The following is a 23,119-nucleotide window of genomic DNA, read 5'->3' on the forward strand; positions in this document are numbered from 1 at the left end:
GTTTCAGGACTTGAAGAACACGCCGCCGGTGTCGTGGGGCGAGACTTTCACCTTGACGTCCTCGTTGTACCAGTCCTGCGCCTGGATCTCGGCCATGGCAGTCTTACGCCGGTCGGGGTCGAGTCGGTCGATGAAGATGATGCCCTCGAGGTGGTCGGTCTCGTGCTGGAGGCAGCGGGCCATCAGGCCGGTGCCGACGATCTGGAGGGGGTCGCCGTACTCGTTGAAGCCCTTGGCGATGACGTTCTGGCGGCGGACGGTGTCGAAGTACAGGCCCGGCAGCGAGAGGCAGCCTTCGGGGCCGTCCTGCTCCTCCTCGTCGGGGAACTCCAGCACGGGGTTGACGATGTGCCCTACGACGTCGTCGACGTCGAAGGTGAACACCCGCTTGCCGACGCCCAGCTGGGGGGCGGCGAGCCCGGCGCCGCCCTGGTCGCGCATGGTGTCCAGCAGGTCCCCCACGAGCTTCCGCAGCTCCTTGTCATAGGTGTCGACCTCTTCGGCCGGTGTGCGCAGCACCGGGTCGCCGAAGATGCGGATGGGCTGGATCGTCACTGTGCTGACCTCTCAAAGCTCGAACTGGCCGTTCACCAGTGTCCCACTCCTCGGCGGCCCCTCGTGACCGGTCGGTGCGGGTTGTGGCGTGCGGCCGCGGCGCGGGCCCGGCGGCCAGCAGCAGCGCCGCGACGGCGCAGACGACCGCGCACACCACCAGCACGGCCACTGCGACCGGTATCTGAGGCCCCGGCACCGTCATCGGTCAGCCCGCCTTCGGCCGGAGCGGGATGGTGCGGAGCGTGAGCGCGTAGGCGGCGATCAGGACCGCTATGAGGGCGGCCGAGCCGCCGGCCCAGGCCGCGAGGGACCAGCTGTCGGCGTCGATGGTCAGCTCGAAGAACTCGATGGTGAGCGTGCCGGCGTAGATCGCGCCGGCCGGGAGGATCACGACTCCCAGCACTGCCGCGGGGTTGCCTCCGTAGCGGGTACCCAGGGCGCCGATGGCGGCCCCGGCGAAGAAGTAGATCGGGGTGACCACGAGGTAGCGCAGCCCGGCGGCGATCGCGCCGCCCCAGGATTCCTCGGGTGAGCCGATCGCCGTCATCAGCGCGTGTTCGCCGATGAATCCGGCCGTGGCCAGGGCGGCCATCGCGGCGGTCACCAGGAGCCCGTGGATGGCATAGCCCTTGATGTACTCGCTCCGTGTCACCCCTTGGGACAGGTGGAGGCTCAGGTTGGTGTGCAGCTTCAGACCGGCGGTGACGGCGACGAACCACATGAGGATGTTGATCGTCAGCGGCCACCAGCCGCCGGGCTCGGCCTCGGGGAAGCGCAGGTCGGCCAGGATCGTCAGTACGACGAAGGTCGGGACGACCCAGCGGAGCATGCGGGCGGATGAGGCGAACAGGCGCGCCCCGAGGCGGAGCGGGCGATGGCGCAGCGGTGTTCCCATGTCAGGCCTTCTTCGCTCGTACGGGCGTCTCGAGGAGGATCGCGCGGCCGATCCAGGCGAGCGCGGCGATGACGACGACCATCGCCGCCGCGGCCACCGGCGAGGACGCGTCGCCGGAGAGGCCGGTGAGCCACCGGAACCAGCCGGGCCCCCACGGATCGGCGCGGGTCAGGGCGAAGTCCAGGGAGAACACGACCGGGGCCACCGGGACGAGGATGAGCCAGCCGCCGTCCCAGCGGTAGCACGCGGCCCCGATCAGGGCTCCGCCCGCGAAGAACAGCAGGTAGGACAGCGGGTAGGTGACGCCGTGGGTGAGGACGGCGCCGAGGGAGTCGAGCGCGAGGTCCCTGTCGCCGCGCTGGATGGCCTGGTTCCAGTCGAACAGGCCGTACCAGAGGTGCTCCAGGATGAAGCCAGCCAGGGCGAGTGCGCCGAGGATCAGCGACCACACCGGGCCGAACAGCCCCATCGAGGTGGCGAACTCGCGGCGTGTCAGGCCCTGGGCGAGTGCGTTGGGGAACATTGTGTAGAGGAACGTCCCGGCGACGATCGCGGAGAAGATCTTCCCCGAGTAGGCCGCGAACTCCCACGCGGAGACCTCGATCTCGGTCGAGCTGAACTGGAAGACGGCCGGCGGTGTCACCATCGCCAGGACGATGATGACGGCGAACCACCACTTGAAGTACTTGTGGGCCTCCCAGGCGACGCCGAATCCGATGGAATAGCGCCGGGTGGGGAGCTTGAGGTTGGTGTCGGCAGGCATGTCAGGCTCCGGTGCGGTCAGGCTCGGTGAGGTGGATGAACAGGTCTTGGAGGCCGACCGGTCCGAGCTCGATGCCGGAGGCGGCGGCCCGCTCGCGGCTCTGGGCGTCGAGCTCGGTGCCGACGGTGACGGACTTGGTGCCGCCCAGGCGCTGCTCGGCGAGGACCTCGAGCCCGGCGACGACCTCGTCGACGGCCCCGGCCGGGCCGGTCAGGGTCGCGCCGACGCCTTGGAGGGTCTCGATCGGTTCGTGCCGCAGGATGCCGCCGCGGTCGAGGATGACGACCTCTTCGAGGTAGTTGGCGACCTCGTCGATCAGGTGGGTCGACAGGATCACGGTGTGGGGCCGTTCGAGGTACTCGGCCAGGAGGGCCTTGTAGAAGCCGTCGCGGGTCGGCGCGTCCATGCCGAGGTGGACCTCGTCGTACATGGTCAGTTCGGCGCGGGCGGCCAGGCCGCAGATCGCGGCCAGGACCGAGCGCTTGCCGCGGGACAGGTCGCGGATCTTGCGGTCGAGCGGCAGTTCGAACTTCTCGGCCAGTTCGAGGGCGTAGTCGAGGTCGAAGTCGGGCCGGATCTCGCCGCTCTTCATCGCGGCCTCGACCTTGTCGGTGTCGTCGAAGTCGCCGCCTTCGCGGACGAGGGCGACGCGTGAGACGACTTCGGCGTTCTCCCAGACCGGTCGGCCGTCGACCAGCACTTCGCCGGCGGTGGGCCGGCGGAAGGCCGCGAGCAGGCTCAGCAGGGTGGTCTTGCCGGCGCCGTTGCGGCCGAGCAGACCGTAGATCTTGTCGGCCTCGAGGTCGAGGTCGACATCGGAGAGGGCTTCGGTGTCGCCGTATTTCAGCGTCACGTCGCGCAGTGTGACGGAGAAGCTCATTTGAGGGCGCCTTCCTGTGCTCGGAGGTAGTCGATGATCTCGGGCAGGGAGATACCCGCCTGCCGGGCGTCGGCGATCAGGGGCTTGAGGACGTCTTCGAAGAATCGGGCGCGGAAGTCGCCGACCAGTTTGTCTCGAGCGTCCTCGGCGACGAACATGCCGACGCCGCGCTGCTTGTAGAGGACGCCCTCGTCGACCAGGTCCCTGAACGCCTTCTGCGCTGTGGCGGGGTTGATCTGGTAGAACGCCGCGTATTGGTTCGTCGACATGATCTTCCCTCCCGGCTGGAGCGTCCCGCCCAGGATCTCGGCCTTGATCTGGTCGGCGATCTGCCGATAGATCGGCGTGCCGTCATCGAACATCTCGCCTCCTTGGTTCATTGGTTCAGAGGTTCATTACTTGACTAATGAACCATAGCACAGAGTCGTCACGATTCGTCAACCTCAGAACTTGGAGGGAACCTCGGTCGCTAAGCGCCGAGGCGGGGCATGGTTCGGCCGCCGGTGTGAATGAAGCCGGGGCGGCCGTCGCCGTCGAGGTCGAGGAACTCCGAGTGTCCGTTCACGGTGCCGTCGGCGGATACCGAGGCGAACACCTCGCCTTCGACACGGCGGAGTTCGGACGTGGACGGCTCGACTGACACGCCCTGCCGCTCGATCATGGCGGCGCCGTCGCCTCGCATCGAGAAGGTCGACTCCAACCTGCCGTCGTCTGTCACCGACACCTCGAGCCGCTGATTGTGGGTGCCGTAGACACCGGCATACGCTTCGAGATCCCCGACCGGTTCGGTCCGATCCGGAAGCGGTCGGTCCGGGTCCGGCTCAAGGTTCGCGGCTTGGTCGATCCAGGGATGGATCAGTTCGCGCAGGAGGCCCATGAAGTCCCCGCCGTTGGTCAGCACGGCGACGGCCGTGCGGTGCTCGGGAACCAGCACAAGGATCGCGGCGATCCCGAGCGTGTCACCGCCATGAAGGGCCACCGCGCCTTCGTGGTTGAGGGCCCAGGCCAGCCCGACCTCATTAGGTCGGTGCGGCGAAGCGGGAAACGCAACCTGTCCCGTGCGCATCTGCTTGGCGGCGGCCTCCGACAGCACCCGCTTCCCGCCGGGCCCAAGGCCGTCCGACAGATGCATGCGCGCGAAGTCGAGCAGCGCCCGCGCCGACATCGCCAATTGGTTCCCCGCCGCCGGATTCGACTCCGGCATGGTCGCCCATCGAGGCGTGGGGCGCAGGCCTCGGTCGCCGTAGGCCGCGTGGCCGATGGCAGCGTCAAAGCTCAGCGCTTCCTCGGCGTTGAAGGCGATCTCCTCGATTCCCAGCGGCTCGGCCAGGTGCCGGCGCAGCGCCGAAGCGAAGGGCATGCCGCGTTCGACTTCGATCAGTCGGCCCAGGACGGCCATACCCGCGCTGCAGTACGAGTAGTGCTTGCCCGGATCCAGGTGCTGAGGGGCCTGCGAGACCAGGTCCTCGACCAGGCGCCGCAGTGCGTCGTCCCCCGCGGTGGTCGACTTCCAGATGTCGCCTTCGAAACCGCCGGTGTGGGTCAGCAGATGGCGGATCGTGATCGTCGCGCTCGCCTCGGGATCGGCGGTGCGGAACTGCGGCAAGTGGGTCCGGACCGGATCGTCGAGATCCACAAGCCCCTCGTCGACCAGCTGCATGACCAGCGTCGCCGTCCAGACCTTGGTGATCGATTGGATCTGGAACACCGAATCCGGCCTCACCGCGGTCCCGGTCCGCCGGTTCAGCACACCGGCCGCGAACTCGGCGGTCTCGTCGCCGACCGCGACCGCCACGGAGACACCGGGGATGTCATGTTTAAGGACGAGTCGGGCCAGGTCGGCTTGAAGGTCGCTGCGCACCTGCGCGATCGAGAGCATAATTCGCGACGCTACACCAGGCCGGCCTCGTAGGCAGCGATGACCGCCTGGGTGCGGTCGCGGACGCCCAACTTGGTGTAGACGCTGCTCAGGTGAGTCTTGACGGTCTCGCGGCCGAGGAAGATCTCGGCGGCGATCTCGGCGTTCGACAGGCCCTTGGCCGCCAGCACCAGGACTTCGCGCTCGCGGGAGCTGAGCTCGTCGATGCCCCGCGGGGTCTTGGAAGAGCGCGCCGCGTCGGCCAGCCTCCTGATCGCCTCGGGAAACAGCAGGGCGTCGGTGCGGGCCACCAGGCGGACGGCGCTGAGCAGGTCCTCGACCTGGGTGCGCTTGAGCAGGAAGCCGTCGGCGCCGGCCCGGAGCGCCTGCCAGACGTAGTCGTCGTTGTCGAAGGTGGTCACCACCAGGATCTTCGGCGGCGAGGCGAGCTCGTTGACGATCCGCTCGGTGGCCTCGATGCCGTCGACTTTGGGCATGCGGACGTCCATCAGGAGCACGTCGGCCCGGCCCGCGCGGGCGATGTTGAGCGCGTCGACGCCGTCGGCGCCCTGGGCCGAGACCTCCAGGTCGGGTTCGGCCCCGATGATGGCGGCGAATCCGGTGCGGATCAGCTCCTCGTCATCGATCAGTGCTATGCGCAGCGGCGCCGTCATCGGTGGGCCTCTCTGTGGTGCCGTCGGTGGTCTCTTCGAGCGGGATGGTCGCGCGCACGATCCACCGGTCGCCTTCGCGTCCGGCCTCGACGGTGCCGCCCAGCACCGCGGCCCGCTCCCGCATGCCGATCAGGCCGCGGCCGCCGCGGCTCGACCGGCCCGAACGCGAGGCCGGGCTGTCGACGGTGATGCGGGCCAGGTCCTCGGCGATGTCGACGGTGATGGTCGCACAGGGCCGGTCGGCGTGGCGCAGCACGTTGGTGAGGGCCTCTTGCACGATCCGGTAGGACTCCCGGGAGGGCAGGCCGCGAACGGCCGCGAGGCCGCCGTCTACGCGCAGTTCGGCCTCGACGCCGCTCTCGACCGCCAGGGCCTCCAGGTCGTCCAGGCCCGGCTGCGGGGCGCGACCGGGTTCGCGGTCCTCCCGCAGCGCGCCGATGACGGTGTCGAGCTCGGACAGGGCGCTGCGGGCGGTGTCGCCGACGGCGGCCATGGCCTGGGCGGCGAAGCGCGGATCGGACTCGACCACGCGGGAGGCGGCCTCGGACTGGACGACCACCACCGACAGTGCGTGGCCGACCGAGTCGTGCAGCTCGCGGGCGATCCGGTTGCGCGCCGCCAGCCGGGCCGTCTCGGCGCGGGAGGCCACGAGCCGGTCCTCGGCGCTGGGTCCGAGCAGGCGCGGCGCGAGCCGCCGCATGCCCCGGCAGGTCCCGACGATCGCCCACACGACCACGAGCAGGATCGCCGGGCCGATCAGGAGCCCCCACTGGACCGGCCAGGACTCGGGCAGCATGTTGCCCGAGTCGGATCCGATCACGCCGGCGACCATGAGGTAGACGACGAACGGGATCATCGAGAGCGTCAGGCCGCTGAGCACGCCGCCGACGGCCACATGCACGGTGAACCAGGTGCCGGTGCGCCAGCGGGCGTTCCAGGAGCCGTCCTCGGCGGGCGATTCGAAGTCGGCGCCCAGGAGCCGCCGGGCCGCGGTCCGCTCGACCTCCAGGTCGGGCAGCAGCAGCGAGGAGACCGCCACCAGCGGCAGGACTCCGAGGAAGACCAGCGGGTGGGTGACGCCGGTGAGACCGTCGCTCGGCTGGAACGAGTTGTAGACCAGCCCGCCCAGCATCATGTAGGGCATGAGCAGCGCGCCGCCGAGGATCACCCATATCCACCCGCGGTAGGTGGCGGGGGTCCAGAGCGGGGCGAGCAGTCGCATGCGGCCATTCTGCCAGCGCGGACGGACCGCCACTCTCCCTCCGGAGGGCCGGGGCGCTCCCCCGAAAGGGGGATCAGGCGCCCTCGTATGCCTCGCGCATGGTCTGGACGTCGATCTTCTTCATCTTGTACATGGCCTGGATCGCCCGGACGGCGGCTTCCTTGTCGGGGCCGCCCACGTACCGGTAGGCCTCGGTCGGCCAGATCTGCCAGTTGACGCCCCACTTGTCGGAGACCCAGCCGCACTCGATCTCCTTGCCGCCGCCGGACAGGAACGCATCCCACAGGCGGTCGACCTCTTCCTGGCTCTCGCAGTTGACCAGCAGCGACATCGCGTGGTCGTGCTTGGCCGAGTCGTCGCCGTTGATGGCGGTGAACGACTGCCCGAACAGCTCGAAGTCCACCACCATCGCCGCGCCCGGGGTGCCGTGGGCGTCTTCGACGTAGGGAATGGTGCCGGTGACCTTCGCGTTCGCGAACAGGGAGCAGTAGAAATCGACGGCCTCTTCGGCATCGCCGTCGAACCAGATGTTGGTGACGATCTTCTGCATGACCTCGCCTCTCAGTGCGGGTTGGGGACCTTCTGATTGCACCAGTTGAGACGAGGGGCCGCGCCGGAATTCATCGCTCGGCGGCCGGGACCTCGCGGCCGCGGCGACGCAGGAGTTCGGCGAAGCGGAAGGCGTTGCGGATGGCCGCGCCGCCGTGGTCGTTGTTGAAGTAGACGTAGCAGTCGGCGCGTTTCGGCAGCCGGTCGTCGAGCCGGCCGCACCAGGTGTTCAGCGCCCGGTCTCCGTATTGGGTGGCGGGTTCGGCGGTGCCCTCGTGGAGGCGCAGGTAGCCCCAGGAGGCGGTGCGCCACGGCGGCGTCTGCTCGCGGCTGCGGGTGTCGGCCCAGCACAGGGCCGCGTCGTGGTCGGACAGGACGGAGCGGACTTCGTCGGTCCACCAGGACTCGTGCCGAGCCTCGACGGCGACGCGCGCACGTTCCGGGAAGCGGTCGAGGCAGGCCGACAGGAGGTCGGGGTCGGCCTTGAGGTTCGGCGGGAGCTGGAGCAGGATCGGCCCGAGGCGGTCGACGAGCCCGTCGACGGCGCCCATGAGGCGTTGTACCGGTTCTTCGGGGTCCTTGAGGCGTTTGATGTGGGTGAGGAACCGGCTGGCCTTGACGGCCATCGAGAATCCTTCGGGCACCTCGGAGCGCCAGGAAGTGAATGTCTTCGGTTTCGGGAGGCGGTAGAAGGTCCCGTTGTTCTCGACGGTGGCGAACCGGGAGGAGTAATGCTCCAGCCAGCGCCGTTGGGCGAGGCGCTCTGGATAGAGGACGCCTCGCCAATCCTTGTACTGCCAGCCGGAGGTCCCCACGAACACGGTCATGGTGTGGGGGTTTCCAGCAGGCCGGACTTCATGCCCGGAAGAGCCGGAAAGGGTGGAACGGGCTAATCGGTGAAGTCGAACTCGTTGTCCCTGGCTCCGGCGAGGAACGCATCCCATTCGGCGCGGGTGTAGACGATCACGGAGGTGTCGGGGTGCTGAGAGTGACGGAGAGCGACCCGACCAGAGCCGTCGGACAGAGGACCGACCTCGACGCATTGACCGCCGTTGCTAGAGCTACGGGTGCTCTTCTGCCATTGGATACCGGCCAGTTCCTCGGGGGTGAGGTGCTGATCAGTGGCCATGAACCGCTCCCTTGCTGGTGCCTGTGGTTGGGTTTTGTCCGTGCTGCGCTCTTGATTCACTGAGTGAAGTCGAACTCGCCGTCCTTGGCTCCGGCCAGGAACGCTTCCCACTCAGCGCGGGTGTAGACAACCGTCGCACCCTCCGGGTGATGGGAGTGGCGCACCGCAACCCGGCCCGAGCCATCCGACAGCGGCCCAGCCTCCACGCACTGACCGCCGTTGTCAGAGCTGCGGGAACTGATGTGCCAGCGGGTTCCAGCTAGCTCCTCCTGTGAGAGCCGCTGTTCGGTGCTCATTGAATCTCCTTCAGTCGGTCAGCAATCAACTGCCTTGAATCTTCCGGGCTGAGAGCCCCTTCAATCAGATCATTCCACACCTCGCTGTAACGCTGAACGGTTGGTGCCTCGATGAACAGCGGACCTGCGAGCGTGTCTACGTAGGCGACCTGAGGGTAGGGCTCCGGCATCTCGAACAGCGTGAAGCTGCCCTGATGGCCGGTGTGCGGTGCATGTTCAATCGGCATGATGCGGATTTCTATGTTCTCTCGCTGCCCCGCCTCCAACAGGTGACTGAGCTGGTCCTCCCAGACCTTGCGCCCACCGACCGGACGGCCGATCACGTACTCCTCAAGGATCACGACGAAGGAGGTCGGATTGTCATCGTTCAAGATCCGCTGGCGGTCCATACGGAGGGCGATCCACCGGGCGATCTGGTCGTCATCGGCCTTGCGCTCTTCGATGTTGCGGATCAGCGCTTCGGCACTCGCACGCGTCTGGAGCAAGCCATGCACAACCATGTTCTGGTAGGCACAGATCCGATCAGCCCGACTTTCAAGCCAGGGCAAGTTGATGAAGTCCTTGCCTAGGTCTTCACGGTGCTCATCCCACCAGTTCTTGCGCCAATGCTCATCACAGAGCTGGAGAAGTCCGTCACGAGTTTTCTCGTCTGAGACACCATAGAGAGACAGAAGGGCGAGGAGGTCGACACGCCGAAGCGGGAATTCTCCGGTTTCGTAGCGGCCTATGGTACTGCCGTCCCGCTGAATGTATTCGCCCGCGTACTTCTGGGACATGCCTTTGGACTTCCGCAGGTCGCGGATCTTCTCTCCGAGCCACTGGGAACGAAGGCTCGGCTCAGGTCCGAGGTTCGGCATGGGTGCGCTCCTGCTCTTGTCGGGTTCTCGACAGAAGATTTTTGCCTTTGAGCCTAACGCATATTTGCGTCAAGCTGAAATATATGCCATGATACCAATCAAGCACGAGATACGCGTCACGGGATTCTGGGGAACAGAGTTCGTGGAATGGGATATTTCGTGCCCTCCACAGAAACCGACCGGGGCGGGTGCCAGCTACCAACTTTCGCTCCCGCCCCGGTCCTTAGACATCGGAGGTAGACCACCGTGCCTGAGAACATTCTCCCCCACTCAGGGGGCAAGACCAACTCGCATTCGGCCACGACACACGGCCAAGCCTCTCCACCTGCCTCCATAGAGCGAGGTTCCTTCAGCGACGGCATCCGCTCCTTCACCGTCCGAACCTCCTGTGCCGAGGCTCCCGACTCCTTCCAAGTCCACGTGACCGGCCGATCCTCAGAGGTTGTCCTCGTCATCTCGGGACTCGGCACCAACGACCTGCGCGCCACCTGGGGACCGCAGTGGCGCACCGCCTCCGAAGGCTGGCGCGACTGGTTCGAGGCGACCGCCTTCATGGTCTTCTACAACGGCCAACGCCCGCACTCCGGACGAGAGCGAGTCTGCAATGGCTGACATGACAGACGCCTACTGCGGCGAGTTCCGGCGCGGCCCGGCCGTGTTCTGCGTCTTCCGGTTCGACGACGAGACCTACCGGGTCGAGGCCGACGACGGCAACGGCCCTTCTCCGGTCTGCCGCCTCACCGACGACCCCAAGGGCCCAGTGAACTGGCACGGAGCATGGAACGGCGACCGCTGGTGCTCCTGGATCGAGGCCGAGGCCCGCAAGGTCATCAAGAACCCCGAATAGCCTGCTACCGGGTGAGGAAAGAGAGGTCCGGTCGATCAGTGGGGGTCGACCGGACCTCCCAACCATTGAGGCCCGCTCAGCGAATCGCCAAGAGCTGTCACTGATGTGGGCGCACCGGAACTCGACAACCTCCGTCAACCAAGGTTGACGATACCTCGTCCGTCAACTACGGTTGACGCATGGACATCGAAGAATTCACGGCCTTGGCGACGGCGACCGCCGATCCCGACCCCTTGCTGGGGTTGCAGGCCGTCAGCCAAATGCGAGCCGAGACCGAACGCCTTGAAGCGGTGCTGGTCCGGCGAGCGCGCAACAACGGCTCCAGCTGGGCGCAGATCGCTACCATCTTGGGCGTTTCGAAGCAGGCGGTTCACAAGAAGCACGGCGGTCGCGGCCTGCTCGGGGGACGGTCATGACCCCGGTAATCGACGGAGACGAGCGGCTCGCCGCCGAACTCGGCGGACTCCTCAGGCCACGCCACCGCATCGCAGCCGCAGCCGTGGTCACGCCAGAGGAAGTCAAGACGGCCAGCATCGGCACCCGACTCGAATCCGACTTCGAGGTCGGCTCGATTTCCAAGGGCTTCACCGGACTGCTGTACGCCGATTCGATCGCGCGCGGCGAGGTCGACCCCCAGACCACCCTCAGCGAGTTGCTGCCGCTCGAAACCGCCCCGGTAGGCCGGGTGACGCTGCGATCGCTGAGCGAGCACCGATCGGGGCTGCCCTCACTGCCGTCGGCGGCGCAGCCCTATCGGCGCACGATGGCCTTGTGGCGGAAGGGCACCAATCCCTACGGCGAGGATCTCGAACAGCTCCTCGACCAGGCTCGCACTGTCAAACCCGGCAGGCCGCGACCCCGCTACTCCAATTTCGGGTTCGAGCTGCTGGGCCACGCCCTCGCCTCCGCCGCTGACACCGATTACACCTCGCTCCTTCAGGAGCGGATCGCCGCCCCGCTGGGGCTGAACTGCTGCTACACCCCGGCCACGACCGACGAGCTACGCGACGGCGCACTCACCGGCACCAGCCGAAAAGGCCATCCGCGAGAGCCCTGGACCGGCGAAGCCCTGGCTCCGGCGGGCGGCATCCGGGCCACCATCACCGCAATGGCCAACCTGACCAAAGCTCTGTTGGAAGGCACCGCTCCGGGCCTTCACGCGCTCGAACCGGTCGCGCCATTCAGCACTGGCGCCCGCATCGGCGCCGCATGGATCACCATCCGGGTGAAGGGACGGACCATCACCTGGCACAACGGGGGCACCGGCGGTTTCCGGTCCTGGATCGGGCTCGACCGGGACGCGGGCACCGGAGTCGTGATCCTCTCGGCGACCTCTGCCTCGGTCGACCGCCACGGTTTCACGCTCCTGACCGGACTCAAGACTGCGAGCTGAGCTCGATAACCGTTGAAGCACACGGGCTGAGCATTGGGATCCCCGTAGTTCATCGGAGTTGTATAGGGTCCGGCCATGACTGGATCTGGTTCGCTGCCGCAGGAAGTCCGTGACGGCTTCGCGGTCTCGTTCGCCGTGGCGTGCGCGTTCTTCACCGACCCCGCCGGAAGAGCGCTCGTGGTCAAACCGAACTACCGCGACGACTGGCAGTTCGTGGGCGGCATGGTCGACAAGGGCGAGTCACCGCATGATGCCTGCGCGCGTGAAGTCAAAGAAGAGATCGGGTTGGACATGCCGGTCGGTGACCTGCTGGTGCTCGACTACGAGCCGGACCACGCGTTCGTGGGCGCGCCGATGACGACCTACGTCTTCGACGGCGGCGTCATCGACGATCCGGACCTGATACGGCTGCAAGCCGACGAGCTCGAAGAGTTCAGCTTCCTACCGGTAGAATCGGCGGCGCGCTTGTTCGCCGACTTCAGTCGGGCGCGTCTCGGGCTGGCTGCGGAGGCTCGTCGGACGGGGAAGACGGTCTTCCAGCCATACTTCCCTGGCTGCAGGGACGAAACCTGCTTAGCGGCGATATCGTTCGGCTAAGTGGTTCGCGCGGCCAAGGCAGGCAATATGATCCGTATCCTCGGCCTCGAATACGGTGTAGGTCGACCAGCCGTCGACTCTCTGGTCACAGTAGCGCTGTTCCCAGCCGGAGGAATCCTTCATGGAGTCGCGGACGGGAACTGACGCAATCACGGCGTAGTCCGCGAACATCGAGTCACAGGAGTCCAATATCAGGTACTTGTCGACCAGATACCTGGATACACAGGTGACAGGTTCGGCGTCAGCGATCTGATTGGGAGCGGCGAGCAGCGCGGTTCCGATGAGGCCCGCCAGGCCGACCGCGCCGATGGAGAGCATCGTCGCTTTGCGCTTGCGAGGGGGCTTCACCATGCCCATCCTAGCCGCCACGGGTGTCGACCCCGTGGGGGCGGCGCCAGCGAGCCGTCAATGAGTCAAGGGCGGGGCCGATGGATGGATGATCCGGACCTGGTAGGCCGAGGTGTGGCTCACGGCCTCTGCGGACGGAACAGCTAGCCCTCGGTCCAGCGGCGGATCGCGTTGATCGTGTCCTCCGGGGAGGTGTTGAAGCAGAGCCGGATCGACGGGTTCAGCTCAATCAGGACATTGACGATCCGCTCGAACAGCAGCGTGTGCTCCACCAACGCCCGAATCCCTGCGCCGATCATTGCCAGCGGGAACGTCTCTCGTCCGAACGCCTCCCGAAGCATGGCCTCGGCCTCGTCGGGATCCTTGCCGATCATGCAGTGCTCGGCATCGATCCCCGCCTCCTCCAGTGCGGACTGCCCGGCCTCGATGCGAGCCGCGAGGATCTCGGGTGTCAACCCGTCAGGCAGGTCCCCGGGCTCGAACGCCTGCGGAGCGATCCCGACGAACAATGTCCGACCGCGGACCGGCCCTGCAGCGACAGAATCTTTGTGGGACATACGAACACCCTTCTAGCAGGCCAAGGATTCGTTGCAGAGCCACAACCCTACCGCCCCTGGAGGACCGGCTAGGGCCAATGCCGTTCGGTTCGGGCTGGGGATCGGGTGTCGAGGTCGACCGACTCACCGGAGCCCGAAGTGACCCCGGGCTGCCGCGGACCGGGCTTGCCCGGTATCAGGCACGAACGGCGCCGAGCCCGGTCGTCGGAGCATCCAGGCCCGGACCGTGCGTGCTTGACAGGAGGCAAGCCTCCTTCGCAGCAACCTGGGGTCACTTGGCTCCAGGCCGGACTCGGCCTCAGCACCAGTGCTCCAACCGAACGGCATTGCGGCTAGGGCCGGTCGGGTTCCGACTTGAATTCCGTGATCGAGCCCGTGGGCCCCCGTCACTTCTCTGGCCGCTTGCCCGGCTGAGCGGCGGGAACGCGTTCAACGACTCGTCTCGTACCTGGTCAGGCCCCGGCGGCCTCTCGCGATGCCCGAACCAGCCGTTCGACGAGGTCGTCCGGAATCGGTTTGCGCGGCGAGAAGGTGATGCCGGTCTTGGTCGCCTTGAACCCGGCGGCCGCGATTTCCTCGGCATGATCGGCGATGGCGCTGGGAAGGACATATAGCCCGCACTGCTTGCTGAAAGCCGCATAGCTCGCGACGACAGTGCCGCTGACGACGAATCCCGGCATGTTGTAGGCCACGACCTCCTCCGCCTCCGGCAGGGTGTCGGCCAGGAGCGTGCGCAAGCGGTTCAGCGATGGCCGGAACGGTTCGGGTGCCGCGGCGATATAGGCGTCGTGGTCGGCTGTCGTCATGGTCGTGATTCGCTCCTGACTCCGGCCTGCTCCGATGTGTCGTTGCTCCAGTGCCGACGCCGGACTCGGCCCCTGAACGAGACTGTACAGCTCGCTGGGAAATGCCCTCGGCTTATCGGGGCTTCGAGCCGCTCGGCGGTGAATTTGCTGGCTGAGCGGCGGGAACGCGTTCAGCACCTCGTCTCGTACCTGGTCAGGACCACCCCGCCGGGGAACGTCCGCGTCCCTGTCAGGTTCAGGTTCACCCAGTTGTCCAGCGCCGTGTAGAACGACGTGCCGCCGCCGACCAGGACCGGATGGGTGACGATCGTATACTCGTCGATCAGCCCGGCGCGCATGGCCGCCGCGGCGAGCGTCGCGCCGCCGACCCTCATCGGTTCGCCGTCCACGGCCTTGAGCCGCGTGATCTCCTCGACCGCGTCACCGGAGAACAGGCGGGCGTTCCAGTCGACCTTCTCGATCGACGAGGAGAACACCACCTTCGGTGTGTCCCGCCAGTTCCGCGCGAACTCGATCTGCGTCGGGGTGGCATCGGCCTGGCGGTCGCCGGTCGGCCAGTAGGAGCTCATGGTCTCCCAGAGCTTCCGCCCGTACAGCATCAGGCCGATCGCCAGCTCCTGGTCGAGCCACCACTGGAACAGCTCGTCGCTCGGCTCGCTCCACCCGTGGTCGTCGCCGGGCGCGGCGATGTAGCCGTCCAGGCTCACGTTCATGCCGTAGACCAGTTTTCGCGCCATGCCATCCCTTTCCGTAGGTCGGTCTAGAAAGTTGAGACCGGTTCGGCGCATCGGATTCATCGGTGCGCTGCCGGATTTTCCGGCTGTCCTCGCGGGGCCGGATCCAGTCAGCCGATCTCTCTGGGGTCGATCTGGATTCTCACCGGTTCGGCCTTCGCGTTCGCTCGCGCCGCGTTCGCCCGCGCCAAGGCGCCCGCCAGCGCGGCGCCGTCTCTTCGACGCACTCGCAGCAGCAGGCGCTCGGTGTGCTCGTCGATCGGGATCGGGCCGATCGGCTCGGCCCCCAGCTCGGGCGGGAGGTCGGCCGCCAGCTTCTCCGGGGTCCCGTTCGGGCCCGACAGCGCCGCCATCTTCATCGCGGGCGGGAAGCCCAGCTCGGCGCGCTCGTTCAGTTCCCTGGCCGCGAACCAGGCCGGGTCCCACCTCAGGAGCGCCTGCACCACCGGGAGCCCCCCGTCGGCGACCACCACGGCCGTCCCGTCCGGTCGGGCCAGCGCCATCGCGTTCATCCAACGCCGCAGGGCCTCCTCGGAGGCCGTCAGGTCGGCGCGCGTCAGCAGCGCCCACGTGTCCAGCAGGAGCACCGCGCCGTAGCCGTCCGGGGCCGGCGGCTCCACTCCGGGCGTGGCCACCACGACCACGCGGCCGCCCGGCGCCTGGTCCAGGCGGTTCTCCCCCGTCGACTCCACCACCTCGACGCCCCCGAACGCGCCCGCCATCTCCTCGGCAGTGCGCTCGGCGCCGATCACTCGGGCCCGGACCTTCGCAGACCCGCATTCCCGGCAGCGGTGGTCATGGCTGGTCTTGCCGCACCAGCCGCACACCGGGGCCCGCCTGAGCCCGGTGAGCCGCAGCGGGCCCGAGCAGTGCGGGCAGACGGCCCTGGTCCGGCAGCGCTGGCACGAGACGGCCGGGACATAGCCCCGCCTCGGGACCTGGACGAGCACCGGCCGGTCGCGGTCCAGCGCCGCCTTCGCGGTCTCCCATGCCACTGTCGGCAGCCTCGCCGTGCCCCCTGACGGGTCCCGGGCCATGTCGGACTCGTCCCCCACCGGCACGATCCGCGGGGCCGCCGAACGGATCGCCTCGCGGGAGCCGGTGACCGACACGGCCCACTTGGTGTCGACCAGGAGCTGCGCCTGCGGCGTGCGGGCATGGCCCGCCACCAGGCAGGCCGAATCAGCCAGTCCGGCGCGGGTCAGCAGGACCTCCCGGGCGTGGGGGTACGGCGCGCGGCGCTCCACGTGGGAGGCGTCGCCGTCGTCCCAGATGGCCACCAGGCCGAGGTCCTCCACCGGGGCGAACGCCACGGCCCTGGTCCCGGCCACGATGCGCACAGTGCCCCGCGCAGCCCGCAGAAACGCCCGGTAGCGCCTGGTGGGGCCGAGCTGGGCAGAGAGGGTCACATGCCGATCGGGGCCGAGCACGTTCGTCAGGGCGGCGTCCAGGCGGTCGAGGTCGGCCTGGTCGGGCACGACCAGCACCGCTCCCCTGCCGCCCGCCGCCGTCGTGGCCGCGGCCTCGGCGAGGCGCCGGGGCCAGTCCTCGCCGGGCAGGGCGCTCCATACCGTCTTCGGCGCCTTCCCGTCGCGGAGCGCGCGCAGGAATGCCTCGCCTGCGATATATCTATTCCAATGAGTGTCGGTCGGCGCGGCCACCGGCAGCGCTTCCCCGGGTTCCTCGTCCTCGACGCGTTTGCGCCGCTCGGGCACGGCCAGGCGCAGCACGTCGGCCAGGGTTCCGGCGTAGCGGTCGGCCACGGCCCGAGTCAGGCGGGCGACCTCGTCGGTCAGGACCGGCTCGGGCGAGACCAGCTCGGAGAGCCACAGGAGCTTGCCCTCGAAGTCGCTGGCGCGCTTGACGGCGATGACGTAGCCGCCGATCTTGCGGCGTCCGAAGCGGACCTTCACCCGGCAGCCCGGCGTCACCGCATCGCGCAGATCCTCGGGGATCCGGTAGTCGAAGAGCCGGTCGAGTTGCGGCAGAGGCTGGTCGATGCACACCGCTGCGATCGGACCGGACTCTGACATAAACCAGTTCTACCAGGTGTCTCCGACGTCCGGAGACCCTCGGCGGTCCTAGCCGACGGCTTCTTTGAGCGCAGCGGCGCGGCCGGTCGACTCCCAGGTGAACTCCGGCAGCTCGCGTCCGAAGTGTCCGTAGGCGGCGGTCTTGGAGTAGATCGGCCGGACCAGGTTGAGGTCGCGGATGATCGCGGCCGGGCGCAGGTCGAAGACCTCGCGGACGGCCTTCTCGATGCGCCCGGGGTCCACGGTCGCCGTGCCCTGGGTGTCGACGGCGATGCTCACGGGCTTGGCCTTGCCGATCGCGTAGGCCACCTGGACCTCGCAGCGCTCGGCCAGGCCGGCGGCCACGACGTTCTTGGCGACCCACCGGGCCGCGTAGGTGGCCGAGCGGTCGACCTTCGAGGGGTCCTTGCCGCTGAAGGCGCCGCCGCCGTGGCGGGCGTAGCCGCCGTAGGTGTCGACGATGATCTTGCGGCCGGTCAGGCCCGCATCGCCCATCGGGCCGCCGATCTCGAAGCGGCCGGTCGGGTTGACCAGCAGGTCGTAGTCGGCCACGTCGAGGTCGAGGCCCGAGACGACCGGGTGGATGACGTGCTCGGCGACATCGGGGGCCAGCAGCGAGTCCAGCGAGATGTCGGGGGCGTGCTGGCTGGAGACGACCACGGTGTTCAGCCGCACCGGCCGCAGGCCCTCGTACTCGATGGTCACCTGGGTCTTGCCGTCGGGCCGCAGGTACGGCACGGTGCCGTCCTTGCGGACTTCGGTGAGCCGCTGGGAGAGCCGGTGGGACAGGGCGATCGGCAGCGGCATCAGCTCGGGCGTCTCGCGGCAGGCGTAGCCGAACATCAGGCCCTGGTCGCCGGCGCCCTGGATGTCGAGCTGGTCGTGGTCGGTGCCGTCCACACGCGACTCCCACGCCTTGTCGACGCCCTGGGCGATGTCGGGCGACTGGCCTCCGATGGAGACGTTCACGCCGCACGAGGCCCCGTCGAAGCCCTTCTTGGAGGAGTCGTAGCCGATGCGGAGGATCGTCTCGCGCACGATGCGCGGGATATCGGCGTAGGCGGCCGTCGTCACCTCGCCCGCGACGTGCACCTGACCGGTCGTGATCAGCGTCTCGACCGCGACGCGGCTCCTGGGGTCCTCTGAAAGGAGGGCGTCCAGGATCCCGTCGGAGATCTGGTCGGCGATCTTGTCCGGGTGGCCCTCGGTGACCGACTCGGAGGTGAACAGGCGACGTGCCACGGCACTCCTCAACACATTGACGCCGCGCTGCGGCGCTGGTCCAACTGACTTCGCAGCTCACAAGTCTATTCGCTGACGATCATCTCACCAAGTCGGCGCGCTGCGGATCAGCGGTCGGAACCGCGTCCACCTGCCGGGAGACGTGCGGCGACGGCGTCCCAGATGGCGTCCGCCACCGCTTCCTTGGCGGCCTCGGTCGCGGCGGCGACCTCGCCGTCCTCGTCGAAGACGGTGACGGTGTTCTCCTCTGAGCCGAACACGGCGCCGCCGGAGACATCGTTGAGCACCACCAGGTTAGCGCCCTTCGCCTTGAGCTTGGCCAAGGCGTGCTGGGGCCCGTCGTGGGTCTCGGCGGCGAAGACGACCAGGACCTGGTCGTCTCGCTTGGCCCGGCCGACTGCGGCCGCGATGTCGTCGTTCTCGGTCAGGGCCAGGTCGAGGTCGCCGGAGCGCTTGAGCTTGCGGTCGGCGGTCTCCTTGGGGCGGAAGTCGGCCGGGGCGGCGGCCAGGACCGCCGCGTCAGCCTCCCGGGTGGCGGCGAGCGTGGCCTCGTGGAGTTCGGCGGTGGTGGTCACGCGCACGGTCTCGATCCCGGCCGGGAGCGCGGTCTCGACGTGGGCGGCGATGAGGGTCACCTCGGCGCCGCGGGAGGCCGCGGCCGCGGCCAGCGCGATGCCCTGGCGGCCCGAGGAGTGGTTGCCAATGAAGCGGACCGGGTCGATCGCCTCGCGGGTGCCGCCGGCGGTGACCAGGACCCTCCGGCCGACCAGGTCCTTGGCCGGAGAGGTCAGGAAGCCCTTGAGCAGGGCGAACAGGGATTCGGGCTCGGGCAGGCGGCCGGGTCCGGTGTCGGCCCCGGTCAGGCGGCCGGAGTCGGGTTCGACGACGTGGGCGCCCCGCTCCCGGAGCGTGGCGACGTTGGCGCGGGTGGCCGGGTGGTGCCACATCTCGGTGTGCATGGCCGGGGCGAGGACGACCGGGCAGGTGGCCGTCAGCAGGGTGCTGGTGAGCAGGTCGTCGGCGCGGCCGGTGGCGGCACGGGCGAGCAGGTCGGCGGTGGCGGGCACCACGGCCACCAGGTCGGCCTCGCGGCCGAGGCGGACGTGCCTGACTTCGGAGACGTCGGTGAAAACGCCGGAAGCCACCGGTCGGCCCGAAAGGGCCTCCCAGGTGGCTTCCGCGACGAATTCGAGCGCCGCCTCGGTCGGCACGACCGTCACGTCGTGGCCGGCCTCTTTGAGCAGGCGGAGCAGTGTGCATGCCTTGTAGGCGGCGATGCCGCCCGACACGCCGAGGACTATGTTCAACGCCCTAGGCTTCTGGGTCGTCGAACGCCTTGGTCTCGAGCAGGCCCTTGTCGAGCTCGCGCAGCGCGATCGAGAGCGGCTTCTCCTCGGGCGTGGTCTCGACCAGGGGCCCGACGTATTCGAGCAGTCCCTCGCCGAGCTGCGAGTAGTAGGCGTTGATCTGGCGGGCGCGCTTGGCGGCGTAGATCACCAGCTGATACTTCGACTGGCTCTTTTCGAGCAGGTCGTCGATCGGCGGGTTGGTGATGCCGACTGGTTCGGCGACGGTCCCTGACACGTTGATTCCTTCGTGTGCGACTTGTGGTCTCAGCGGGCTCCGGACTTGATAATTGCCGGAGAGCCGAGCAATTCTACCAGTTCCGAGGCGGCCTGTTCGATCGACACGTTGGTGATCGTGTGGTCGAACTCGGCCTCGGAGGCCAGTTCTTCGTGAGCGGCCTTGAGCCGCCGTTCGATCGTAGCCTCGTCTTCGGTCCCCCGCCCGGTCAGGCGGCGGACGAGTTCGTCCCATGACGGCGGCGCCAGGAACACCAGGTGCGACTCGGGCATGGCCCGGCGGACTTGGCGGGCGCCTTGCAGCTCGATCTCCAGCAGCGCTGGGAGGCCGGCCTGGAGCCGCTCCTCGACGGGGCCGCGGGGGGTTCCGTAGAGGTTCCCCGCATAGGAGGCCCATTCGAGGAACTCCCCCGCAGCGATCATCGATTCGAACCGTTCGGTCGACACGAAGTGGTAGTCGGCGCCGTCGACCTCACCCTGGCGCGGCTTGCGGGTCGTGCAGCTCACCGAGAGCCAGACCCACGGGTAGTACTCCTGGATGAGGGCCTTGACGCTGCCCTTGCCCACCCCCGACGGGCCGGAGAGGACCGTCAGTCGTTGGGCCGGAGCCGCGTGCAACCTATCGATGCTCACTCGACTACTACTACCCGAAGTCAGGCCTGGTCGCCCTTGAATTCATCCAGAAGCGCGGCGCGCTGGTGCTCGCCGAGGCCACGCAGGCGGCGCGAGTCCGCGATCTTCAGCTTCTCCATGATCTGCATGGCACGCTTGTCGCCGATGCCAGGCAGAGCCTTGAGGACGGCCGAGACCTTCATCTTGCCGGAGATGTCGTCGGTCGCGGCGGACTTGAGGACCTCTTCGAGGTTCTTCTCGCCGGACTTCAGCTTCTCCTTGAGCTCGGCGCGAGCCTTGCGGGCCGCGGCGGCCTTCTCGAGGGCCGCGGCGCGCTGTTCCGGTGTCAGTTTAGGGAGCGGCACGGGGTCTCCTTGCAGTCGATGGTTTCGTCCCTCTGGACCTTCACGTGCTGGTATCGCCAAAGCATACCCAGCTCGGGAAAGGTAACCCCACCTCCCGACACGCCTGCGACCGGGGGTGGGGCATTCGGGGGCGGACCGGGGTGGACGATCACTCCCCGGTCGCGGCCCGACATTCCTCCTGGAGAGCGTCGAGGGCGCTTCGAATGCTCGCCGCGGCGGGCCCAGGCTGTGCGATTTGTCGTGAATACGAAGGGATTGCGAAGTTTACGGCCGGTCCGAGTACGCGCGGCAGGTCACTCGGGCGGCCCCCCTGCGCTCCCATGCCCGGGACCAGGATGGGGCCGTTGAATTCCGACAGATCGTGAGCGGTGTCACGTTGCGAGACCGTCGCGTGAGTGATTCCGTAAGTCGACTCACGCAACCTGGCCTCACCTTCGGTAGCGCAGGCGCCGACCGTGGCGCCCATGACCAGCCCGAGCGAGCCGAGCGGGTCGGCCTCGCCGTTGAGCGTGGCGACCTCGTCGATGATGGACTGGACGACCGAGCGGCCGTCCTTGCGGCGGGCCAGCTGGATCTGCTTGCCCTCCGGATTGGAGGTGCGGGCGAGCACGAAAACGCCCTTGCCGTGAGCGGAGGCCGTGTCGAAGGCCGGCTGGAGCGATCCCACGCCGAGGAACGGGCAGGCGGTGATCGCGTCGACCGCCAGCGGCGAGGCCGGGTCGAGGTAGGCCTGCGCGTAGGCGGCCATGGTCGAGCCGATGTCGCCGCGCTTGACGTCGAGGATCACCAGCGCCCCGGCCCGGCGGCTCTCGGCGATGACGCGTTCGAGCAGGGCGACGCCGCCCGACCCGAAGCGCTCGAAGAACGCCGACTGGGGCTTGACGAAGCCGACCTCGGCGGCGCAGGCCTCGACCATGGTCATGGCGAAGCGTTCGGCGCCTTCGAGATCGTCGTCGAGTCCCCAGTGCTGCAGGATCGAGCCGTGCGGGTCGATTCCGGCGCACAGCGGGCCGCGGGCGGCCATCATGTGGTGGGCGCGTGAACCGAAATCCTTTTTGGCGGACACGGTGGTGCTCCTCTCACGAGGTGGGGTTGGGTAGTGGTCCCCGGCCGGGAGCGGCAGAGGGTTTCCTGAAACGGCGCCGGTAGCGGCGCACGCTGCGGCGGACCAGTGAAGGGCCGCTGTAGATCAGACCGGTGTAGATCTGGACCAGGCTCGCCCCGGCCTCGAACATCGCCTCGGCGTCGTCGGGGGTCATGATCCCGCCGGAGCCGATGATCGGAAGCCGCCCACCGGTCTCGCGGTGGACGAAGCGGACGATCTCGCGCGAGATCGGGCCCAGCGGCCGACCGGACATGCCGCCCGGCTGGGCGGCGACGGCCTCGTCGGCGGCGTCGACCCCGTCGCGCCCGATCGTGGTGTTGGTGGCGATGACGCCCGCGACACCGGTGTCGAGGCACACCTCCAGGAGCTGTCCGATGGCGGATTCGGTCAGATCGGGCGCGATCTTGACCAGGACCGGGTGCGGTTCGCGCCCGGCCGCGAACCGCGCGCCCTCGACCTTGAGAGCGTGCAGCAGCGCTCGCAGCGCCTCGGCGTCCTGGAGCTGCCTGAGCCCCGGCGTGTTGGGCGAGGAGACGTTGACCGCGAAGTAGTCGGCGAACGGATAGAGGACGCGCATCGAGGTCAGGTAGTCCTCGACGGCCGCCTCGAGCGGCGTGGCCTTCGACTTGCCGATGCTGATGCCCAGCGGGCAGTTGACCGGCGGGGCGGCGGCGAGCCGCTCGGCCAGGGCCTGCGCGCCGCCGTTGTTGAAGCCCATGCGGTTGACCAGGCCCTGCGAGGCGGGCATCCGGTAGACGCGGGGCTTGGGGTTGCCGGGCTGCGCCTGGGCGGTGACGGTGCCGATCTCGGCGAAGCCGAAGCCCAGGGCCGGCCAGGCGCCGATGGCCTGGCCGTGCTTGTCCATGCCGGCGGCCAGCCCGATCGGGTTGGGGAACCGGATGCCGCACACCTTCACCGACGCCTTCGCCTGGTTGGCCTTGATCAGCAGGTCGCGGGCCCGCCCGCCGGCAGACAGGCGGGAGAGCCAGCGCAGCGTGGTCTCGTGCGCCGTCTCCGCGTCTCCCCGGCCGACCCGGAACAGGACCGGCCGGGCGAGTTTCTGGTAAAGCATCACCGGATTCCCTCCACGGGTCCGGACAGAATCCGACGAATACACACTGTCACTTGAACGGCACCCGGTTCAAAGACTACTTCACGAAAGGGTATGTTAGTAACGGCTGCGACGCGAAAACCAAGCAATGCAGCCTTACCGCCGGGC

General features: G+C 68.2%; 30 protein-coding genes. 5 read left to right on the plus strand and 25 right to left on the minus strand.

The features are described 5' to 3' along the window. Positions 1 to 3: 3 nt before the first annotated feature. The 13 genes from def to JFB92_RS04525 all read right to left on the minus strand — a co-directional run bounded on the left by def (position 4) and on the right by JFB92_RS04525 (position 9,678). The gene (gene def, locus JFB92_RS04465) at positions 4 to 555 is read right to left on the minus strand and encodes a peptide deformylase (protein WP_199035284.1); all 552 of its coding nucleotides are present in this window, start codon (positions 553 to 555) and stop codon (positions 4 to 6) included. 205 nt (positions 556 to 760) lie between these two features. Then, on the minus strand, positions 761 to 1,450 hold the full coding sequence (locus tag JFB92_RS04470; protein WP_199035286.1) for a hypothetical protein: 690 nt from the start codon (positions 1,448 to 1,450) through the stop codon (positions 761 to 763). 1 nt (position 1,451) lies between these two features. Continuing rightward, a complete protein-coding gene (locus JFB92_RS04475; protein ID WP_199035288.1) occupies positions 1,452 to 2,213 on the minus strand; it encodes a hypothetical protein in 762 nt (253 codons plus the stop codon). Between the two features lies 1 nt (position 2,214). Next, positions 2,215 to 3,093 carry an ATP-binding cassette domain-containing protein gene (locus JFB92_RS04480; RefSeq protein WP_199035290.1) on the minus strand — a complete coding sequence of 293 codons (879 nt, stop codon included), beginning with the start codon at positions 3,091 to 3,093 and terminating at the stop codon, positions 2,215 to 2,217. Then, entirely contained in the window at positions 3,090 to 3,455 is a 366-nt protein-coding gene (locus tag JFB92_RS04485) for a GntR family transcriptional regulator (RefSeq protein ID WP_199035292.1), read from the minus strand. Before JFB92_RS04485 ends, JFB92_RS04480 begins: the two co-directional genes overlap by 4 nt. A 107-nt stretch (positions 3,456 to 3,562) precedes the next feature. Continuing rightward, positions 3,563 to 4,972, minus strand: coding sequence for a serine hydrolase domain-containing protein (locus JFB92_RS04490; protein WP_199035294.1), 1,410 nt, complete (start codon positions 4,970 to 4,972; stop codon positions 3,563 to 3,565). Positions 4,973 to 4,983: 11 nt separating this feature from the next. Beyond that, positions 4,984 to 5,625: a response regulator gene (locus tag JFB92_RS04495; protein WP_199035296.1), complete on the minus strand. Its 642-nt coding sequence runs from the start codon at positions 5,623 to 5,625 to the stop codon at positions 4,984 to 4,986. Further along, positions 5,591 to 6,847 carry a sensor histidine kinase gene (locus JFB92_RS04500; RefSeq protein ID WP_199035298.1) on the minus strand — a complete coding sequence of 419 codons (1,257 nt, stop codon included), beginning with the start codon at positions 6,845 to 6,847 and terminating at the stop codon, positions 5,591 to 5,593. The genes JFB92_RS04495 and JFB92_RS04500 overlap by 35 nt, the downstream gene beginning before the upstream one ends. Positions 6,848 to 6,920: 73 nt before the next feature. Further along, complete coding sequence (locus JFB92_RS04505) at positions 6,921 to 7,397, minus strand: VOC family protein (RefSeq protein ID WP_199035300.1); 477 nt, start codon at positions 7,395 to 7,397, stop codon at positions 6,921 to 6,923. Between the two features lie 70 nt (positions 7,398 to 7,467). Continuing rightward, positions 7,468 to 8,223 carry a DUF72 domain-containing protein gene (locus tag JFB92_RS04510; protein ID WP_199035302.1) on the minus strand — a complete coding sequence of 252 codons (756 nt, stop codon included), beginning with the start codon at positions 8,221 to 8,223 and terminating at the stop codon, positions 7,468 to 7,470. A gap of 62 nt (positions 8,224 to 8,285) precedes the next feature. Next, entirely contained in the window at positions 8,286 to 8,525 is a 240-nt protein-coding gene (locus tag JFB92_RS04515; protein ID WP_199035305.1) for a DUF397 domain-containing protein, read from the minus strand. A 56-nt stretch (positions 8,526 to 8,581) separates the two neighbouring features. Continuing rightward, entirely contained in the window at positions 8,582 to 8,821 is a 240-nt protein-coding gene (locus tag JFB92_RS04520; protein WP_199035307.1) for a DUF397 domain-containing protein, read from the minus strand. After that, a complete protein-coding gene (locus tag JFB92_RS04525) occupies positions 8,818 to 9,678 on the minus strand; it encodes a helix-turn-helix domain-containing protein (RefSeq protein WP_199035309.1) in 861 nt (286 codons plus the stop codon). Before JFB92_RS04525 ends, JFB92_RS04520 begins: the two co-directional genes overlap by 4 nt. A 246-nt stretch (positions 9,679 to 9,924) precedes the next feature. On the opposite strand from JFB92_RS04525, the gene JFB92_RS04530 reads away from it, so the two are divergent. The 5 genes from JFB92_RS04530 to JFB92_RS04550 all read left to right on the plus strand — a co-directional run bounded on the left by JFB92_RS04530 (position 9,925) and on the right by JFB92_RS04550 (position 12,515). Beyond that, the gene (locus JFB92_RS04530; RefSeq protein ID WP_199035311.1) at positions 9,925 to 10,290 is read left to right on the plus strand and encodes a hypothetical protein; all 366 of its coding nucleotides are present in this window, start codon (positions 9,925 to 9,927) and stop codon (positions 10,288 to 10,290) included. After that, a complete protein-coding gene (locus JFB92_RS04535; protein ID WP_199035313.1) occupies positions 10,283 to 10,525 on the plus strand; it encodes a hypothetical protein in 243 nt (80 codons plus the stop codon). The genes JFB92_RS04530 and JFB92_RS04535 overlap by 8 nt, the downstream gene beginning before the upstream one ends. A gap of 179 nt (positions 10,526 to 10,704) precedes the next feature. Further along, a complete protein-coding gene (locus JFB92_RS04540; RefSeq protein WP_199035315.1) occupies positions 10,705 to 10,941 on the plus strand; it encodes a helix-turn-helix domain-containing protein in 237 nt (78 codons plus the stop codon). Further along, positions 10,938 to 11,918 carry a serine hydrolase domain-containing protein gene (locus JFB92_RS04545; protein ID WP_199035317.1) on the plus strand — a complete coding sequence of 327 codons (981 nt, stop codon included), beginning with the start codon at positions 10,938 to 10,940 and terminating at the stop codon, positions 11,916 to 11,918. Before JFB92_RS04540 ends, JFB92_RS04545 begins: the two co-directional genes overlap by 4 nt. Before the next feature lie 75 nt (positions 11,919 to 11,993). After that, a complete protein-coding gene (locus JFB92_RS04550; RefSeq protein ID WP_199035319.1) occupies positions 11,994 to 12,515 on the plus strand; it encodes an NUDIX domain-containing protein in 522 nt (173 codons plus the stop codon). Here JFB92_RS04550 and JFB92_RS04555 read toward each other — a convergent pair. The 12 genes from JFB92_RS04555 to JFB92_RS04610 all read right to left on the minus strand — a co-directional run bounded on the left by JFB92_RS04555 (position 12,492) and on the right by JFB92_RS04610 (position 22,972). Then, positions 12,492 to 12,866, minus strand: a complete 375-nt coding sequence (locus tag JFB92_RS04555; protein ID WP_199035321.1) for a hypothetical protein — start codon at positions 12,864 to 12,866, stop codon at positions 12,492 to 12,494. The genes JFB92_RS04550 and JFB92_RS04555 overlap by 24 nt on opposite strands. A gap of 140 nt (positions 12,867 to 13,006) precedes the next feature. Then, complete coding sequence (locus JFB92_RS04560; protein WP_199035323.1) at positions 13,007 to 13,372, minus strand: 3-isopropylmalate dehydratase small subunit; 366 nt, start codon at positions 13,370 to 13,372, stop codon at positions 13,007 to 13,009. A gap of 500 nt (positions 13,373 to 13,872) precedes the next feature. Continuing rightward, complete coding sequence (locus JFB92_RS04565; RefSeq protein WP_199035324.1) at positions 13,873 to 14,226, minus strand: iron chaperone; 354 nt, start codon at positions 14,224 to 14,226, stop codon at positions 13,873 to 13,875. Positions 14,227 to 14,396: 170 nt separating this feature from the next. Beyond that, complete coding sequence (locus JFB92_RS04570) at positions 14,397 to 14,963, minus strand: dihydrofolate reductase family protein (RefSeq protein WP_199035325.1); 567 nt, start codon at positions 14,961 to 14,963, stop codon at positions 14,397 to 14,399. Between the two features lie 107 nt (positions 14,964 to 15,070). Continuing rightward, positions 15,071 to 16,960, minus strand: a complete 1,890-nt coding sequence (locus tag JFB92_RS04575) for a primosomal protein N' (RefSeq protein ID WP_372451571.1) — start codon at positions 16,958 to 16,960, stop codon at positions 15,071 to 15,073. Positions 16,961 to 17,041: 81 nt separating this feature from the next. Continuing rightward, positions 17,042 to 18,235 (minus strand): methionine adenosyltransferase, encoded by a 1,194-nt coding sequence (gene metK / locus JFB92_RS04580; protein ID WP_199035327.1) that lies wholly within the window; start codon positions 18,233 to 18,235, stop codon positions 17,042 to 17,044. Positions 18,236 to 18,342: 107 nt separating this feature from the next. Continuing rightward, positions 18,343 to 19,542 carry a bifunctional phosphopantothenoylcysteine decarboxylase/phosphopantothenate--cysteine ligase CoaBC gene (coaBC, locus tag JFB92_RS04585; protein ID WP_199035328.1) on the minus strand — a complete coding sequence of 400 codons (1,200 nt, stop codon included), beginning with the start codon at positions 19,540 to 19,542 and terminating at the stop codon, positions 18,343 to 18,345. Positions 19,543 to 19,546: 4 nt separating this feature from the next. After that, on the minus strand, positions 19,547 to 19,819 hold the full coding sequence (rpoZ, locus tag JFB92_RS04590; RefSeq protein WP_199035329.1) for a DNA-directed RNA polymerase subunit omega: 273 nt from the start codon (positions 19,817 to 19,819) through the stop codon (positions 19,547 to 19,549). A 29-nt stretch (positions 19,820 to 19,848) separates the two neighbouring features. Then, complete coding sequence (gene gmk, locus JFB92_RS04595; protein ID WP_307789016.1) at positions 19,849 to 20,451, minus strand: guanylate kinase; 603 nt, start codon at positions 20,449 to 20,451, stop codon at positions 19,849 to 19,851. Positions 20,452 to 20,471: 20 nt separating this feature from the next. Beyond that, complete coding sequence (gene mihF, locus JFB92_RS04600; protein WP_199035331.1) at positions 20,472 to 20,795, minus strand: integration host factor, actinobacterial type; 324 nt, start codon at positions 20,793 to 20,795, stop codon at positions 20,472 to 20,474. Between the two features lie 148 nt (positions 20,796 to 20,943). Then, positions 20,944 to 21,861 carry an orotidine-5'-phosphate decarboxylase gene (pyrF, locus tag JFB92_RS04605; protein ID WP_307789017.1) on the minus strand — a complete coding sequence of 306 codons (918 nt, stop codon included), beginning with the start codon at positions 21,859 to 21,861 and terminating at the stop codon, positions 20,944 to 20,946. Positions 21,862 to 21,874: 13 nt separating this feature from the next. Continuing rightward, positions 21,875 to 22,972, minus strand: a complete 1,098-nt coding sequence (locus tag JFB92_RS04610; protein WP_199035333.1) for a quinone-dependent dihydroorotate dehydrogenase — start codon at positions 22,970 to 22,972, stop codon at positions 21,875 to 21,877. Positions 22,973 to 23,119 lie beyond the last annotated feature (147 nt).

Source organism: Glycomyces salinus, assembly GCF_016428645.1.
GTDB lineage: Bacteria > Actinomycetota > Actinomycetes > Mycobacteriales > Micromonosporaceae > Glycomyces > Glycomyces salinus.